We start from the raw sequence: 15,945 nt of genomic DNA, 5'->3' as shown, positions 1-15,945 counted from the left end.
CCAGAACAAGGGAGAACAAGGCCAACCGGAGAAAACCCCATGCCCAGTTCCGTGACTGCTGACGCAACCGGCAGCTTTCTGACCCTGACATTCGACGACGGCCGGCTGTGCCGTTTTCATGCGATCTGGCTGCGCGACAACGCGCTGGATCCCGAGACCCGCGCCCCTGGCAACGGCCAGCGGCTGATCACCATTGGCGACATTCCGGGTGATACGAGGATCAGCACCGCGCTGGTCGAAGACGGCAGCCTGACGGTGACGTTCGCGCCCGAGGGCAAGACTGTGACCTTTCCCGGAGACTGGTTGAAGTCAAACGCCTATGACCTTGATCAATCAGATGAATTTGGCCGCACGGCACCAGGCATCGAGACCTGGAACGGCAGCCAGCCCGCCCCTACGTTTGACTGGAACAATGTGCAGTCAGACCCCAAGGCGAAACGCGGCTGGCTGGACGCCATTGCGCGCCTCGGCTTTGCCAAGCTGATGAACGGCCCGGTCGAAGAAGGCGCGCTGCTTGAGTGCGCCGGGATGTTCGGTTTTGTCCGCGAGACAAATTACGGCAAGTATTTCGAAGTGCGCACCGAGGTGAACCCCACCAACCTCGCCTATACCGGCCTGGGCCTGCAGGCGCATACTGACAACCCCTACCGTGATCCGGTGCCCACCCTTCAGATTCTCTATTGCCTGGAAAACTCCGCCGCGGGAGGCGACAGCATCGTGGTGGACGGTTTCCGCGCCGCCGAGCGTCTGCGCGACGAAAACCCGGAAGGGTTTGCGCTGCTGGCAGGCTACCCTGCGCGGTTTGAATTCAAGGGGTCCGCGGGCGTGCATCTGCGCGCGCGCCGTCCGATGATTGAGCTGTCACCCGACGGCGAGATGATAGCGGTGCGGTTCAACAACCGGTCTTCGGCCCCCTTCACGGACATCCCGTTTGAGAAGATGGAAGCCTATTACGCCGCTTACCGCCGTCTGGGTGAAATCATTGACGATCCGGCGATGGGCGTTTCGTTCAAGCTGGCGCCGGGGGAAAGCTTTATCGTCGACAACACCCGCGTGCTGCACGCGCGGCTGGGCTATTCCGGGTCGGGGTCGCGCTGGCTGCAGGGCTGCTACGCAGATAAGGACGGGCTGCTGTCGACGCTCAACGTGCTGAACGCGCAATTGGAGGGCTGAGACATGAGCAAGCCAGACGTCAGCAAGCTGAACCGGGACAACATCGTTCAATTCATCGGCGGCATCTTTGACCGCCGCGGCGACGAAGAATACCTGGGCGAACCGGTCACTATGGCCGAGCACATGCTGCAAGGCGCCACCATCGCTGAACAGAACGGCCAGCCGGAAGAGATCATCGTGGGGGCGCTCCTGCACGACATCGGCCATTTCACCAGCGAGTTCGGGACCTTCTCCATGGACGACACCGAAGACCGCTTTCACGAAGAGGCCGGCGCCGAGGTGCTGGAGCAGTTCTTTCCGTCCGTGATCACCGATTGCGTGCGTTATCACGTGGCCGCCAAGCGGTATCTCTGCGCCACCAAGCCGGAATATTTCAACCGGCTGTCAGAGGCTTCCATCCATTCCCTGAACCTGCAGGGCGGGCCGATGAATGCGGAGGAAGTGGCCGAATTCGAAAAGAACCCGAACCTCAAGCAGATCATAGCTGTGCGGTATCTGGACGAGGCAGGCAAGCGGGACGAGATGGAAACGCCGGACTATTGGCACTTTGCACCGATGGTGCAACGGATGGTCGACAAGCACATGGGTGCGGGAGATTCCGCAAAGTGAGGATGTCTTGAGGTGTCTGGGACACCAAGGCTGGCACCCGCCGGGAAAACGCAAAACGGCGCCTGTTCCGGCGCCGTTTTCGGTTGATCAGAGGTGTTGATCAAGCAAACAAGTCGTGGGCAAGTTCCAGCGCGCTGATCAGCGTGTCGACTTCTTCCTTGGTATTATAAAGGCCGAACGACGCGCGGCAGGTCGCAGATACCCCAAGGTGGTCCATCAGCGGCCCGGCACAGTGATGCCCGGCACGTACCGCAACGCCTTTCTTGTCGAGGATGGTGGAAATGTCATGGGCGTGCGCCGCACCTTCCATGGTAAAGCTGAAAATAGCTGCCTTACCAGGCGCTTGCCCCTGCACGTTGATCCAATTCAGTCCGGTCAGCCGCTCCATCGCATAGTCGCGCAAACCGGCCTCGTGCCTGGCGATGTTCTCCATGCCGAGATCCATCATGTATTCCAGCGCCACGCCCAGGCCGATCGTCTGCACAATGCCCGGCGTGCCGGCTTCGAACTTCATCGGCGGATCGTTGTAGATCACCTGCTCCTTGGAGACTTCCTTGATCATGTCGCCGCCGCCGACGAACGGGCGCATCTCCGCCATGCGTTCGGGCTTGATGTAGATCGCGCCGGACGCAGACGGGCCATAGAGCTTATGGCCGGTGATTGCATAGAAGTCGCAGCCGATGTCCTGCACGTTGACCGGCATGTGAACCGCCCCCTGCGAGCCGTCGACCAGCACCGGCACCCCTTTGGCATGGGCACCCTGGGTGATGGCCTTCACGTCCACCACAGTGCCCAGCACGTTGGAGCATTGGGTCACCGCCACCAGCTTGGTTTTGGGGGTGATCGCGTCGATCACTTTCTGCGGGTCCAGGCTGCCGTCTGCCTCGGTATCGACCCACCTCAGCACGACGCCCTGACGCTCGCGCAGGAAATGCCAGGGCACGATGTTGGCGTGGTGCTCCATCACCGACAACAGGATTTCGTCGCCTGCCTCAAGCCGGGGCATCGCCCATCCATAGGCGACCAGATTGATGCCCTCGGTGGTGCCGGAGTTCAGCACGATGCTGTGTTCGTCGCCCGCATTCAGGAACCGGGAGATGATGCCGCGCACCGCCTCATACTTCTCCGTCGCGAGATTAGAAAGAAAATGCAAACCCCGATGAACATTGGAATATTCCTCGGCATACGCCTTGGTCACCGCGTCGATCACAACCTGCGGCTTCTGGGCCGAGGCGCCGCTGTCGAGATAGGTCAGCGGCTTGCCGTTCACCTCGCGCGAGAGGATCGGGAAGTCGGCACGGATTTTTTCGACGTCATACATTTTCGGGCAGTCCCAGATTGGCTGGGCCGATCAGACCCACGATGAAGAGAAGGGCAAACACCAGGATCAGGCTGGCCATCAGGACCACCCCAAGCGAGCGCCAAACGGAGCCGAACCTGTGCGCCGCATTCACGAAATGCAAGAGGATAAAGAACACGACGATATTGGCGGCGATGTTCAGCAGCGCCGCCAGCGCCGGCAGGACCAGGAAGACCGCCACAATGGCACCGTTCAGCCCAGCCTGCAAAAGCTGCAGCCAGGTGACCAGCGCCAGCAGCGACGGCAGGTCACCATGCCCGCCCAGCCAGCGGCCAGTGGTGGCCAGCATCGCAATGAAGCTCAGCTGCAGCACCAGAATGACCGCGAAATAGGCCCCGGGCGCAAACCTTGGCAGCAGAACCTCCGGCGGCAGCGGGAACAGCACCTGCTGCAGAGTATAGACGCAAGTGTTCAGCACCACCGACAGCAGAAATGCGGTCCACAGCGCCTCGCGCGGCCAGTCGCGCGCCAGGATCTGCATCGCGGCGTCGCGCGGGGACTTGAGTGTCAAAAGGGCAAAGGCGGCCAGCGCGTTCATGATTTTGTCCAGTACCCTTGGATCATGCCGGACACCCAGAACCAAAGGAACACCGCGCACCACAGCGCGCCCACCAGGTTCAGCGCCGCACCGGCGCCGATGAAACCAGCCACCAGGCCGTTCAGCAGGATCAGCGGGCTGGACGCCAGAAACGCCCAGAACAGCGCCAGCCGCGCGCGGTAGGCATCACCCTGCCCGCCTGCGGCGCGGGCAATCCAATGCGCGACCAGAGCCAGAACATACAGAAACAGCGGCGCGATAAAGACGATGCCGAGCAGCGCGCCGCCCAGCAGCATATTCAGTTCCTGGCCCGTCAGATGCGCCTCTCGGGCCAGTTTCGGCATCTGCGCCACAAAGGTCAGCACGCAGCCAACGATAAGGAACACCAGCAGCCGGTCTTCGCGGGCGCCCATACTCAGAAGCCGCGCAAAAACCTTGCGCGGCCCCTTGTAGGTTGCGGGGATATCCGTGGTGACGGACATCAGCGGCGCCGGGCCAGCCAGCCTTCGAGGCGGGAGACGATATCAGCGGCGATCTCCGCGTCTTCGATCTCTTCCACCGCTTCGGCCAGGAAAGCCAGCGTCATCAGGTCAGTCGCCTCGGCATGCGGCACACCGCGGGAGCGCAGGTAAAACAGACCTTCATCGTCGATCGCGCCGGAGGTAGAGCCATGCGAGCAAGCCACGTCGTCGGCATAGATCTCCAGCTCCGGCTTGGCCAGGAACTGGCTGTCTTCGTCCAGCAGCAGTGACTGGGAAATCTGATATCCGTCAGTCTTTTGCGCGCCTTCCTTCACCAGGATCTTGCCTTGGAACACACCCGTGGCGCCGTTGCGCAGCACCTTCTTGAACACCTGGCGGCTTTCGCAGTTCACCGCGTCATGGGTGATAAAGACGGTGTCGTCGTGGTGGAAGTCGCCATCGCCGACGCAGGCGCCTGCGATATGGGCCACCGCATCGTCGCCGGTCAGCTCAATCACCGCCTCGTTGCGGGTCAGCACCCCGTTCACGGTCAGGGTGAAGGACTTGAACACCGACTCGGTGCCCAGGCGGGCAAACAGGTGGGTGGCGGCGCGGCGCTCGTGGTCGCGGCCCTGGGCGCGCACCAGATGCAGTTTGCCGCCGTCGGCAATGTCGATCTCCATGCACTTGTTGAAGCGCGAGGCTGCCGGGCCGTTTTCAAGGATTGTCACCTCGGCACCGGTCTCCACGCGGATCACATGGTGCAGGATCGCGTCGGAGTTTTCGTCCGAATGCACATAGGTGAAATTGATCGGCTTGGAGACTTTCCCGGTCACCCGGATCGCAACGCCATCTGTGGCAAAGGCGGTGTTCAGCGCCGCCAGCGGACGTTCCACCGGGGTCTGGCCGCGCGCTTCAAGAACGCCGTACAAGTCCTTGGCCCAATGGATATCCTTGCAGCAGATATCCTCGATCCGGTCGATCGTGACACCTTCAAGTGACAGATCGTCGGAGGCCTCGGCATCGAACACGCCATCGACGAAAACGATATTCAGACGCTCAAAGGCGCTGAACATCGGCGCTTCGTCCGCATTGAACACAGCCGCCTTGGGCGCGTCTGCCTGCACCAGCGTGTCCGGCTTGGTGTATTTCCAGTATTCGTCGCGGCGGCTGGGCAGGCCCATGGTCTGGACCCGCGACAGCGCGGCCTCGCGGGCCGCCTTGAGGCAGCCGCTTTCCGGCAGGCTCAGCGCCGACAGCCGCGCCTCGGTTGCGCTTTGCTTGACTTCGGGCAGGGCCATTTACGCCTCCTCTGCCAGGATGCCGGCGTAACCGTTGTTTTCGACTTCCAGCGCCAGCTCGGGGCCGCCGGTCTTGACGATGCGGCCGTTGGCCAGAATGTGCACCACGTCGGGTTTGATGTGGTCCAGCAGGCGCTGGTAGTGGGTGATCACCAGGAAGCCGCGGCCTTCGTCGCGCAGGGCGTTCACACCGTCGGCCACCAGCTTCATCGCATCCACGTCGAGGCCGGAGTCGGTCTCGTCCAGGATGCACAGCTTCGGCTCCAGCATCGCCATCTGCAGGATTTCGTTGCGTTTCTTCTCCCCGCCGGAGAAGCCGACGTTGACCGGGCGCTTCAGCATCTCAGCGTCGATCTGCAGAGTTTTGGCCTTGGCGCGCACTTCCTTCAGGAAGTCGGAAGCCGACAGCTCTTCCTCGCCGCGGGCCTTGCGCTGCGCGTTGACAGCGGTGCGCAGGAAGGTCATGTTGCCGACGCCGGGGATTTCGACCGGATACTGGAACGCCAGGAACATGCCCGCCGCGGCGCGCTCTTCCGGCTCCATCTCCAGGATGTTTTCGCCTTCCAGCTCAGCAGTGCCTTCCGTCACCTCATAGCCGTCACGGCCCGACAGGACATAGGACAGGGTGGACTTGCCCGAGCCGTTCGGCCCCATGATCGCATGCACCTTGCCCGCTTCGACGGTGAGGTCGACGCCGTTCAGGATCTGCTTGTCTTCGTCTTCAAGCTTGACGTGCAGGTTTTTGATTTCGAGCATTTTTGCCTCTCGCATAGTACTGTTCCGGCCGCCGTCGGCGCCTAGAAGGTTTTGGTGTAAAGCGTCAGGATCTGGGTCAGATCCCGGCGCGGAAGTTCATCGGGGAGCAGCTCGAACCGGGCCATTCGGCCGCGGATTTCAACCGGCTTCACCCATTTTTCGACCTGCTTGTAGAGCGCCCGCCCCGCGTAGTCGTCGAACAGAACGGTGACGGGCCGCTCCGTGCGCAGCATGACGGTCAGAAAGCAAGCCGCCCGGAAGCGGCCGTCAATCAGCACCAGATCGGGCGCCTCGAAGGCATCCAGATCCCAAACCGAATTCGGATACTGGTGAAACCGCCGCCACATATCATTGTTCAGCGGCCGTCCCCACTTGCCGGTTTTGCCGACATTGGCATGGTGCAGATGCACCTCGGACTTGGACCCGGCCTGACGCAAGTACCGCTTCATCATGCGGTACCACATCTTGTCGGACTCAACGGAGTAGATCTTCTTCCCGCTCAGCTCAGACGCCAGCACGGTCGATCCGCCGCTGCCGTATTCCAGGATGACGTTTGCCTCCTGGTAATGGCTGCACACCCACTCCGCCTCTTCCGGCGGCAGGGTAAGCGCCGGGCGCTCAATCAGCTGCTCGTCCTTGGCCACGTCCAACTCCCCGCTCCCTAGCCCAGCACAACGGCGGTGCCGCTGGCCGAGACCATCAGCATGGACTGCCCGACCACTTCATAGTCGAGGTCGACGCCCACAACCGCATTTGCGCCTTTGGCCCGGGCCCGGTCTTCCAGCTCTGCCAGCGCGGTTTCGCGCGCATCCTGCAGCTTGCTTTCATACGCGCCGGAGCGGCCGCCTACGATGTCAGTGATCGAGGCAAAGACATCGCGCACCACATTGGCGCCCATGATCGCCTCACCCACCACGATGCCCTTGTATTCGGAGATCTGGTAGCCTTCGACGTTTGGTGTGGTTGTAATGATCATGCTGTTGTCTCCATGGGATGATGCCCAAGGGCCTGTCATCAGCCGACAGACCCTTCCAGCGAGATCGCAACCAGCTGCTGGGCTTCCATGGCGAACTCCATCGGCAGCGCCTGAAGCACGTCCTTGCAGAAGCCGTTCACCACCAGGGCCACCGCCTCTTCCTCGTCCATGCCGCGCTGGCGGCAGTAGAACAGCTGGTCGTCGTCCACCTTGGAGGTGGTCGCCTCATGCTCAACGCGGGAGGAGTTGTTCTTGACCTCGATATAGGGAACCGTGTGCGCCCCGCATTTGTCGCCGATCAGCAAGCTGTCGCACTGGGTGTAGTTGCGCGAGTTCTTGGCCTTGGGGTGCATCGACACCAGCCCGCGGTAGGTGTTCTGCGCCTTGCCGGCAGAGATCCCCTTGGACACGATACGGGATTTCGTGTTCTTGCCCAGATGGATCATCTTGGTGCCGGTGTCGGCCTGCTGCATGTTATTAGCGATGGCGATCGAGTAGAACTCGCCCTGGCTTTCATTGCCGCGCAGGATGCAGGACGGGTATTTCCAGGTCACGGCAGAGCCGGTTTCCACCTGGGTCCACATCACCTTGGCGCGGTCGCCGCGGCAGTCGGCGCGTTTGGTCACGAAGTTGTAGATGCCGCCCTTGCCGTTCTCGTCGCCCGGGTACCAGTTCTGGACGGTGGAGTATTTCACCTCGGCGTCTTCCTCGATGATGATTTCCACCACCGCGGCATGCAGCTGTGCGATATCGCGCGCAGGTGCGGTACAGCCTTCCAAGTAGCTGACATAGCTGCCTTTATCGGCAATAATCAGGGTGCGTTCGAACTGGCCGGTGTTTTCCGCGTTGATGCGGAAATAGGTCGACAGCTCCATCGGGCAGCGCACGCCCGGCGGCACGTAGACAAAGGAGCCGTCGGAGAACACGGCGGAGTTCAAGGTGGCATAGAAGTTGTCGGAGACCGGGACCACGGTGCCGAGGTATTTCTTCACCAGCTCGGGATGTTCGCGAATGGCTTCAGAGATCGAGCAGAAGATGACGCCCGCCTCTTTCAGTTCCTTCTGGAAGGTTGTGCCGACAGAAACGGAATCGAACACCGCGTCCACCGCGACCTTGCGGCCTTCTTCCGGGGTTTGGCCCGCACCTTCGACACCTGCCAGGATCATCTGCTCTTTCAGCGGGATACCCAGCTTTTCGTAAGTGGCCAGCAGCTTGGGGTCGACCTCATCCAGCGACTTGGGCTTCACTTCCATCGATTTGGGACGGGCATAGTAATACTGATCCTGGAAATCGATTTCCGGATAGTCGACCATCGCCCATGTGGGCTCTTCTTTTTGCAGCCAGCGCTCGTAGGCTTCCAGACGCCAATTCAGCATCCATTCCGGCTCTTCGTTCTTTTCCGAAATCAGCCGGACAATATCCGTGGTGAGCCCCTTGGGCGCGTATTCCATCTCGATATCGGTTTCCCAGCCGTATTTATAAGCACCGCCAACCTCGCGGACTGCGTCCACGGTTTCCTGGTCAACACCTTCCTTGACTTGGGTCTGGTCCAAAGCGGCCATCGTCATCTCCTCACTCACGCTGCACGGGCGCGATGTTTCTTTTCTTTCTGCAGCCACGCCTCGGCAAAGCGCAGCACGTCGTCTTCCGTTGTCTCCGGCCCCAGCGACACGCGCACCGCGCCCTGTGCCGTGGCCTCGTCATATCCCATGGCGGTCAGTACCGCGCTGGCGCGCACCTTGCCGCTGGAACAGGCGCTGCCGGCGCTTATGGCAAATCCCGCAAGGTCCATTTGCATGACCTGGGTTTCGCCCTTCCAGCCCGGCGTTGCAAAACACAGGGTGTTCGGCAGCCGCTTCTGATCCTTCCCGACAAAAATAGTATGGCTTGCGCCAGACACAAGCGCCTTCTCTAGAATATTTCTAAGTTCTGCAACCCTGTCCCAGACCCCATTGGCCAGATCCTTGGCGGCTGCTTCAGCTGCGGCGCCGAACCCTGCTATTCCAATGACATTTTCTGTGCCGGACCGGCGGCCCATCTCCTGGCCGCCGCCCTTGATCTGGGCAGGCAGATCGGTGCCGCGCTTCATGACGAGCGCGCCAATGCCCTTGGGGCCGCCCAGTTTATGCGCCGAAATCAGCGCCATCTGGGCGCCCAGCCAGTTGAAGGCGACGGGCAGTTTGCCAAAGGCCTGGGTCGCATCCGTCACCGCCAACCCGTCCGGCAGGTGCTGCACGATACCGGTTTCCGAGTTGGCCAGCTGCAAGGTAGAGGCCGCGGGATCGGTAATTTCGACCCCGCCATCAGAGCCGGTTTTCAGATCCTCGACAGTCCAGGCGCGCACCGCGTCATGCTCCACCGGCGCGCCATGCAGGCCGCGGCCGGCCAGCGCCAGCGACGCGCCCTCGGTCGAACCGGAGGTAAACACGATATCCGCCCCATCCGCACCGAAGGCGGCGGCCACCTGCGCCCGCGCCTTCTCCACCAGCGCCTTGGCGGCGCGGCCCTCGGCATGCACCGATGACGGGTTGCCGCAAACCTCCATCGCCGCGATCATCGCATCCTTCGCCTCAGGGCGCAGGAGGGCGGTGGCATTATGGTCGAGGTAAACACGCTTCATGGATGCATCTTTTTGCAGATAACTTCTGCCTCATACGCGGCCCTGCACGAATGCGCAAAGCTTTCCGGCCGCTTCAGAGCGGGAAGCGCCCTGCCCTGGCACCGGAGGATGCGCCATCCGCACGCCGCCTCAGTCATCGACAACCGCAAACAAGCTGGGCACTGCCGGGCACGGCGCCAAGTCGTTCTTGATCACATCCGACAGGCGGGTCTGGTGCAAGAACACATAGACATGCGCGCTCAACCCCTCCCACAGGCGGTTGGTCAGCGATTGCGCCCGGCTGCCCGACAGCGCCCCGGAGGCACCAGCTCCCTTGTGCATCGCATCCACCGTCTCATCCACGGCAGACAGAACGTCGACAATCCGGATCTCCGACGCCGGCTTGGCCAGGCGGTAGCCGCCGCCGGGGCCGCGCACCGATTCAACCAGACCGGAACGGCGCAGCTTGACGAACAGCTGTTCAAGGTAAGGCAAGGAAATATCCTGGCGCTTGGAAATATCGCCCAGCGGCACCAGATCGCCCTGCGTTTGCAGCGCGATGTCGGCCAATGCGACCATAGCATAGCGCCCCTTGGTGGAAAGCTTCATCTATGTCTCCTCGAAATCGGGGCACGGATGCGAAAACATTGACCTTCGCCGCGTCTGTGCGTATCTCACCCTGACGGTGTTCGGCCCCGGCCTGCGCCCTTCATTAGAACCGTTCTAAGATGCCTGACGGAACCCGTCAAGTATTCTGCCGGCAGACCCGAAAACGAGATTAGGATTTAAACCGCCCATGCCCGAGGTCATCTTTCCCGGACCCGAAGGCCGCCTCGAAGGCCGCTATCACCCGCAAAAAGAAAAAGACGCCCCGATCGCCATCGTGCTGCACCCGCACCCGCAGTTCGGCGGCACCATGAACAACAAGGTGGTCTACAACCTCCACTATGCGTTCTACAACATGGGCTTCACGGTTCTGCGCTTCAATTTCCGCGGCGTCGGCCGCAGCCAGGGCGAATACGACCAGGGCGTGGGCGAGCTGTCCGATGCCGCCTCGGCGCTGGATTACCTGCAGTCGATGAACACCAACTCCAAGCATTGCTGGGTTGCAGGCTTCTCCTTTGGCGCCTGGATCGGTATGCAGCTGCTGATGCGGCGGCCCGAAATCACCGGCTTTATCTCAGTCGCCCCGCCGGCCAATATGTACGACTTCTCGTTCCTGGCGCCCTGCCCGGCCTCCGGCCTGATCATCAACGGCACCGCCGACCGCGTGGCGCCGCCCGCCGATACCGCCAATCTGGTCAGCAAGCTGCATGAGCAGAAGGGCATCACCATCACCCATACCGAGATCGAGGGTGCGGACCACTTCTTCCAGGATCCGTATATGGACACGATGATCGGCAACGTGACCGATTACGTGAAGCGCCGCCTGACGGAGACCTCCCGCTGATGAGCACAATCGAGACGCTGGCCCAAAAACTGGCGGTCGATACGCTCAAAGTTCAGGACGCCAGCGGCGAGGAGAGGCTTTATGTGGAGGTGGGCCAGGTGCTGGGCGCCGCCTCCCAATCGCTCGAAGAGGCGTTCCTTACGGAGATGCGCGTGCGCCTGGCCGAACGCAAGGCACGCGAGTTTCTCAATCAGAAAGTCGCCGCGCTGCAGGCGCAGCTGGAAACAAGGGCTGAGACGTGAGCGTCCGGCTGCACGCGCAATTTTCCTTCCTGCTGGAAGCGGACAAGCTGCGCCGGATTGAGCGCCAGAACCTGATCCTGGATTGCAGCCGCCGCGAAAACTCAGCCGAGCACAGCTGGCATCTGGCGCTGTACGCGCTGGTTCTGGCGCCTTTTGCGGAGCCGGAGGTGAGCGTTTCCCGCGCCATCCGGATGCTGCTGCTGCATGATCTGGTCGAGATCGACGCAGGCGACCACCCGATCACCGATAAGGTGAATTGGGACGCTGTGGCGCAGGCAGAGCAGGCCGCGGCAGACCGGCTGTTCGGCCTGCTGCCCGCGGACCAGGGCGCAGAATTCATGACGCTGTGGCAGGAGTTCGAAGCGGCGCAAACCCCGGATGCGCGGTTTGCCAAGCGCGTGGATCACTGTCAGCCGGTGTTTCAGACGCTGTACGGTGCACAGCCCCTGGACTGGCACATTGATGTGGTCCGCCAGAACCTGTTCGGCGGCCGCGCTGCCGCGCTGGAAAACGACCTGCCGGAAGCCTTCCACCACGCGCTGGCGCTGCTGGGCGAGGACACCGGACATGACTGCAGCCGCCTGACGGCCCGCCTGCCGTTCCTGAATGAAGCCGACAAGCTGAAACTGATTACCCGGGCGTCGCGGCTGGGTGACGGCTCGCGGCACGAAAACTCGGCAGAACACAGCTGGCACATTATGCTCTATGGCTGGGTGCTGGCAGAACACAGCGCGGAAGCGGCGGATGTCGACCGGGTGCTGCAGATGCTGCTGCTGCACGATCTGGTGGAGATCGACGCAGGCGATGCGCCGATCCACGGCGTTGTCGATCCCGCCGCGCTAGCGGCTCTTGCCGCCAAGGAACAAGCCGCCGCAGACCGTCTGTTCGGACTGCTGCCTGCGGACCAGGGCGCGCCGATGCGCGCGATCTGGGAAGAGTTCGAGGCCGCAGGCAGCGCAGATGCGGTCTATGCCAAGTCCATCGACCGGGTGCAGCCGGTGCTGCTGAACCTGCTGAACGGCGGCGGCAGCTGGGTCGATTACAACGTGACCCTGCCGCAGCTCGATGCCCGCGTCGGCGAGAAGGTCAGCCGCGGCACGCCCGGCGTTTGGGACTATGTGCGCGCAACGGTCGAACCCTGGTTCCGCGAGACCGAGCGCCTGTAACACCAGCCGCCCGGCCGCTGAATCTCACTCCAGAAACGGGTGAAACGGCTCGATCTCCGCCCCGTCGCCGGTCAGCGTCAGAAAGGCGCCAGGCTTCAGCTCGTTCCAGGCTTCCCCGGTCTGTTCCAGCGGTTCCGACACCACCGCCCAGCCGCCCATGCTGCTGCTCCAGCGGTAATAGACCGAAGGCGCAACACTGTCGGAGGAATAGCGCGCCGCATAAAGCCTCTGCCCGTCCGACATTGCCACAGACAGGCGCATATGCGGCGTGGCGCCCCGTGCGCGGGACAAGGCTTCCATCCGCGCAACCGCCCGCTCCAGCGCCGTCTTCGGATCCTCATCAAGGCCTTGCTGCAAGGCGAGCAGAAACAGCACCTCGCTGTCGGTCGCCCCTTTGCGGTGCTCATAAAGCTCATCCGGGATGCACATGTCGGCATGGCGGCGGAACTTCTCAAATCCGCCGACCTGGCCGTTATGCATGAAACTCCACCGGCCCGCGGTGAAAGGATGGCAGTTGTTGCGGCTGGTTGCCGACCCCGTCGAGGCCCGCACATGCGCCAGGAACAGCCCCGATTTGACCTGCCGGACCAGCGCCCGGAGATTGCAGTCCGACCAGGCCGGATACACGTCGCGGTACAGGCCCGGCTCCGGGCGCTGACCGTACCAGGCAATGCCGAACCCGTCGCCATTGGTTGCCGTCTTGCACTCTGCCGCTTTCTGGCTTTGGGCAATCAGGGAATGCGCGGGTATGGAGATGATGTCTTCCAGGAACACATCGGCACCCGAATAGGCAGCCCAGCGGCACATGTGGCAGTCCCCCGCTCTCATTTGGGAATCGGATCAGTGTTTTCGTGACCACTGAAGTATTGGAACAATCTCCTAAGAAATCCCCAAATCACAGTCCAGTGCTTCTGCGCACAGTGGCCTGTTCACCGCCGCGGCAGGCGGAAAAGCGGCAGCCGGCGACGCATCGGGACTTCCTTGGACGCGGCGGATACGGTAGCGGGGAAACAGGCCCGGCGCCGCGAAGGCGAGCGCGCAGAACGGAGGCGGAAATGCCGGTACACTATTTCTACCTGATCATCGCCGTAGCGGCGGAAACCATCGGCACCACGGCGCTGCAGGCCAGCCAGCAGTTTTCCCGGCTGGGGCCGTCGCTGATCGTTCTGGTGGCGTATGCCTTTTCCTTCTACATGATGGGGCTGACGCTCAAATACATGCCGGTGGGCGTCGTCTATGCCATCTGGTCCGGTCTCGGCATCCTGCTGATTGCGGTGATCGCCTTTATCGTTTTCGGCCAGAAACTGGATCTGCCTGCGGTGATCGGCATGCTGCTGATCATGTCCGGCATCATCGTCATCCACCTGTTTTCCAAGACCTCCGGCCACTGATACGCTTTAGAAGGCGCCGGATAGCTGTTTTCCTCTGGCCTTTGCGCGGGGTTCGGGCTATGCGCGGCCCAACTTCCTTACAAAGGCGAACGTCATGGATATGCGCAACATCGCAATCATTGCTCACGTTGACCACGGCAAAACCACCCTGGTCGACGAGCTGCTGAAACAGTCCGGCGCCTTCCGCGAAAATCAAGCTGTGGCAGAACGCGCCATGGACAGCAACGATCTGGAGCGCGAGCGCGGCATCACCATTTTTGCCAAACCGACCTCGGTCGAGTGGAATGGCACCCGCATCAACATCGTCGACACCCCCGGCCACGCCGATTTCGGCGGCGAGGTGGAGCGCATCCTGTCGATGGTCGACGGCGTGGTGCTGCTGGTGGACGCCGCCGAAGGCCCGATGCCGCAGACCAAATTCGTGACCTCCAAGGCGCTGGCCCTGGGTCTGCGCCCGATCGTGGTGCTGAACAAGGTCGACAAGCCCGACGCCGAGCCCGACCGCGCGCTGGACGAATGCTTTGACCTGTTCGCCTCGCTCGACGCGACCGAAGACCAGCTGGACTTCCCGCATCTTTACGCTTCCGGCCGCTCCGGCTGGGCCGATGCCGATCTGGACGGCCCCCGCAAGGACCTGCACGCGCTGTTCAACCTGATCGTGAACCACGTGCCGGAACCCAAGCAGATCAAGCGCCAGGGCGAAGATTTCCGGATGCTGGCGACCACGCTCGGCAGCGATCCTTTCGTGGGCCGCATCCTGACCGGCCGCGTTGAATCCGGCAAGCTCAAGGTCGGCGCCACCGTGCAGGCGATCTCCCGCATCGGCCAGAAGATCGAGCAGTTCCGCGTCACCAAGATCCAGGCGTTCCGCGGCCTGTCCCAGCAGGACATCGAAGAAGCCCAGGCGGGCGACATCGTCTCCATCGCCGGCATGTCCAAGGCCACCGTGGCCGACACCATCTGCGCGCTCGCCGTCGATGAGCCGCTGGACGCGCAGCCGATCGACCCGCCGACCATCACCGTGACCTTCGGCATCAACGACAGCCCGCTGGCGGGCCGCGACGGCAAAAAGGTGCAGTCCCGCGTCATCCGCGACCGCCTGATGAAAGAGGCCGAAAGCAACGTCGCCATCAAGATCCAGGACACCCCCGGCGGTGAGGCGTTCGAGGTTTCCGGCCGCGGCGAACTGCAAATGGGCGTTCTGATCGAAAACATGCGCCGCGAAGGCTTCGAGCTGTCGATCTCCCGCCCGCAGGTGATCATGAAGGAAGTCGACGGCGTCAAGATGGAGCCGATCGAGGAAGCCACCATCGACGTGGACGACGAATACTCCGGCGCGGTGATCGAAAAGCTGACCGGCGCCCGCAAGGGCGAACTGGTCGAGATGCGGCCCGCAGGCGCAGGCAAGACCCGCATCATCGCCCATGTCCCCTCGCGCGGCCTCATCGGCTATCACGGCGAGTTCCTGACCGACACCCGCGGAACCGGCGTGCTGAACCGCGTGTTCCACGGCTGGGCACCGCACAAGGGCGCCATCCCGGGCCGCCGCGCCGGCGTGCTGATTTCGATGGAGAACGGCCAGTCGGTGGCTTATGCGCTGTGGAACCTGGAAGAGCGCGGCAAGATGATGATCGGCGCCCAGGCAGACATCTACACCGGCATGATCATCGGCGAGCATTCGCGCGACAACGACCTGGAAGTGAACCCGCTGAAAGGCAAGAAGCTGACCAACGTGCGGGCCTCCGGCACCGACGACGCGGTGCGCCTGACCACTCCGATGACGCTGTCGCTGGAAGAGGCGATCGCGTACATCAACGACGACGAGCTGGTCGAGGTGACGCCGAACAACGTGCGCCTGCGCAAGCGCTACCTGGACCCGCATGAACGCAAGCGGATGGCCAAGGCAAGCGCCTGACGAACATG

The 15,945-nt window shown here is 62.4% G+C and carries 18 protein-coding genes; 7 read left to right on the top strand and 11 right to left on the bottom strand.

From position 1 onward, the window contains the following. The first annotated feature begins 39 nt into the window (after positions 1-39). Together tmpA and tmpB are read left to right on the top strand one after the other, a co-directional pair. A complete protein-coding gene (tmpA, locus tag DAEP_RS0105045) occupies positions 40-1,173 on the top strand; it encodes a 2-trimethylaminoethylphosphonate dioxygenase (protein ID WP_027243891.1) in 1,134 nt (377 codons plus the stop codon). Positions 1,174-1,176: 3 nt separating this feature from the next. Beyond that, positions 1,177-1,782 (top strand): (R)-1-hydroxy-2-trimethylaminoethylphosphonate oxygenase, encoded by a 606-nt coding sequence (tmpB, locus tag DAEP_RS0105040; RefSeq protein WP_027243890.1) that lies wholly within the window; start codon positions 1,177-1,179, stop codon positions 1,780-1,782. A 100-nt stretch (positions 1,783-1,882) separates the two neighbouring features. Here the strand turns inward: tmpB and DAEP_RS0105035 are convergent, their stop codons facing one another. The 10 genes from DAEP_RS0105035 to iscR form a co-directional block, all read right to left on the bottom strand. Further along, positions 1,883-3,103, bottom strand: a complete 1,221-nt coding sequence (locus DAEP_RS0105035) for a cysteine desulfurase (protein ID WP_027243889.1) — start codon at positions 3,101-3,103, stop codon at positions 1,883-1,885. Then, positions 3,096-3,680, bottom strand: a complete 585-nt coding sequence (locus DAEP_RS0105030) for a YIP1 family protein (RefSeq protein ID WP_027243888.1) — start codon at positions 3,678-3,680, stop codon at positions 3,096-3,098. The genes DAEP_RS0105035 and DAEP_RS0105030 overlap by 8 nt, the downstream gene beginning before the upstream one ends. Further along, positions 3,677-4,162 (bottom strand): YIP1 family protein, encoded by a 486-nt coding sequence (locus tag DAEP_RS0105025; RefSeq protein ID WP_027243887.1) that lies wholly within the window; start codon positions 4,160-4,162, stop codon positions 3,677-3,679. The genes DAEP_RS0105030 and DAEP_RS0105025 overlap by 4 nt, the downstream gene beginning before the upstream one ends. Then, on the bottom strand, positions 4,162-5,442 hold the full coding sequence (gene sufD / locus DAEP_RS0105020; RefSeq protein WP_027243886.1) for a Fe-S cluster assembly protein SufD: 1,281 nt from the start codon (positions 5,440-5,442) through the stop codon (positions 4,162-4,164). Before sufD ends, DAEP_RS0105025 begins: the two co-directional genes overlap by 1 nt. Beyond that, positions 5,443-6,198, bottom strand: a complete 756-nt coding sequence (sufC, locus tag DAEP_RS0105015) for a Fe-S cluster assembly ATPase SufC (protein WP_027243885.1) — start codon at positions 6,196-6,198, stop codon at positions 5,443-5,445. Between the two features lie 41 nt (positions 6,199-6,239). Continuing rightward, positions 6,240-6,842 (bottom strand): hypothetical protein, encoded by a 603-nt coding sequence (locus DAEP_RS0105010; protein ID WP_245595130.1) that lies wholly within the window; start codon positions 6,840-6,842, stop codon positions 6,240-6,242. Positions 6,843-6,859: 17 nt separating this feature from the next. Beyond that, positions 6,860-7,174, bottom strand: coding sequence for a heavy metal-binding domain-containing protein (locus tag DAEP_RS0105005; protein WP_027243883.1), 315 nt, complete (start codon positions 7,172-7,174; stop codon positions 6,860-6,862). A gap of 38 nt (positions 7,175-7,212) precedes the next feature. Beyond that, positions 7,213-8,736, bottom strand: a complete 1,524-nt coding sequence (gene sufB / locus DAEP_RS0105000; RefSeq protein WP_027243882.1) for a Fe-S cluster assembly protein SufB — start codon at positions 8,734-8,736, stop codon at positions 7,213-7,215. Between the two features lie 14 nt (positions 8,737-8,750). Further along, positions 8,751-9,794 carry a cysteine desulfurase family protein gene (locus DAEP_RS0104995; RefSeq protein ID WP_027243881.1) on the bottom strand — a complete coding sequence of 348 codons (1,044 nt, stop codon included), beginning with the start codon at positions 9,792-9,794 and terminating at the stop codon, positions 8,751-8,753. 129 nt (positions 9,795-9,923) lie between these two features. After that, positions 9,924-10,382: a Fe-S cluster assembly transcriptional regulator IscR gene (gene iscR / locus DAEP_RS0104990; RefSeq protein WP_027243880.1), complete on the bottom strand. Its 459-nt coding sequence runs from the start codon at positions 10,380-10,382 to the stop codon at positions 9,924-9,926. Positions 10,383-10,569: 187 nt separating this feature from the next. Here iscR and DAEP_RS0104985 point away from each other — a divergent pair, with 187 nt between their 5' ends. The 3 genes from DAEP_RS0104985 to DAEP_RS0104975 are packed head-to-tail and all read left to right on the top strand — an operon-like array spanning position 10,570 to position 12,631. Further along, positions 10,570-11,223: an alpha/beta hydrolase gene (locus DAEP_RS0104985; RefSeq protein WP_008553542.1), complete on the top strand. Its 654-nt coding sequence runs from the start codon at positions 10,570-10,572 to the stop codon at positions 11,221-11,223. Next, on the top strand, positions 11,223-11,465 hold the full coding sequence (locus DAEP_RS0104980) for a hypothetical protein (protein WP_027243879.1): 243 nt from the start codon (positions 11,223-11,225) through the stop codon (positions 11,463-11,465). Before DAEP_RS0104985 ends, DAEP_RS0104980 begins: the two co-directional genes overlap by 1 nt. Further along, the gene (locus DAEP_RS0104975) at positions 11,462-12,631 is read left to right on the top strand and encodes an HD domain-containing protein (RefSeq protein WP_027243878.1); all 1,170 of its coding nucleotides are present in this window, start codon (positions 11,462-11,464) and stop codon (positions 12,629-12,631) included. The genes DAEP_RS0104980 and DAEP_RS0104975 overlap by 4 nt, the downstream gene beginning before the upstream one ends. Before the next feature lie 24 nt (positions 12,632-12,655). Here DAEP_RS0104975 and DAEP_RS0104970 read toward each other — a convergent pair whose 3' ends face one another. Beyond that, positions 12,656-13,438, bottom strand: coding sequence for a class II glutamine amidotransferase (locus tag DAEP_RS0104970; RefSeq protein ID WP_008555281.1), 783 nt, complete (start codon positions 13,436-13,438; stop codon positions 12,656-12,658). A 248-nt stretch (positions 13,439-13,686) separates the two neighbouring features. On the opposite strand from DAEP_RS0104970, the gene DAEP_RS0104965 reads away from it, so the two are divergent. Continuing rightward, a complete protein-coding gene (locus tag DAEP_RS0104965) occupies positions 13,687-14,022 on the top strand; it encodes a DMT family transporter (RefSeq protein WP_008554401.1) in 336 nt (111 codons plus the stop codon). 94 nt (positions 14,023-14,116) lie between these two features. Then, on the top strand, positions 14,117-15,937 hold the full coding sequence (gene typA / locus DAEP_RS0104960) for a translational GTPase TypA (protein ID WP_008556149.1): 1,821 nt from the start codon (positions 14,117-14,119) through the stop codon (positions 15,935-15,937). Positions 15,938-15,945 lie beyond the last annotated feature (8 nt).

This window comes from Leisingera daeponensis DSM 23529, assembly GCF_000473145.1.
Lineage (GTDB): Bacteria > Pseudomonadota > Alphaproteobacteria > Rhodobacterales > Rhodobacteraceae > Leisingera > Leisingera daeponensis.
This window is presented reverse-complemented; position numbering and strand designations above follow the sequence as displayed.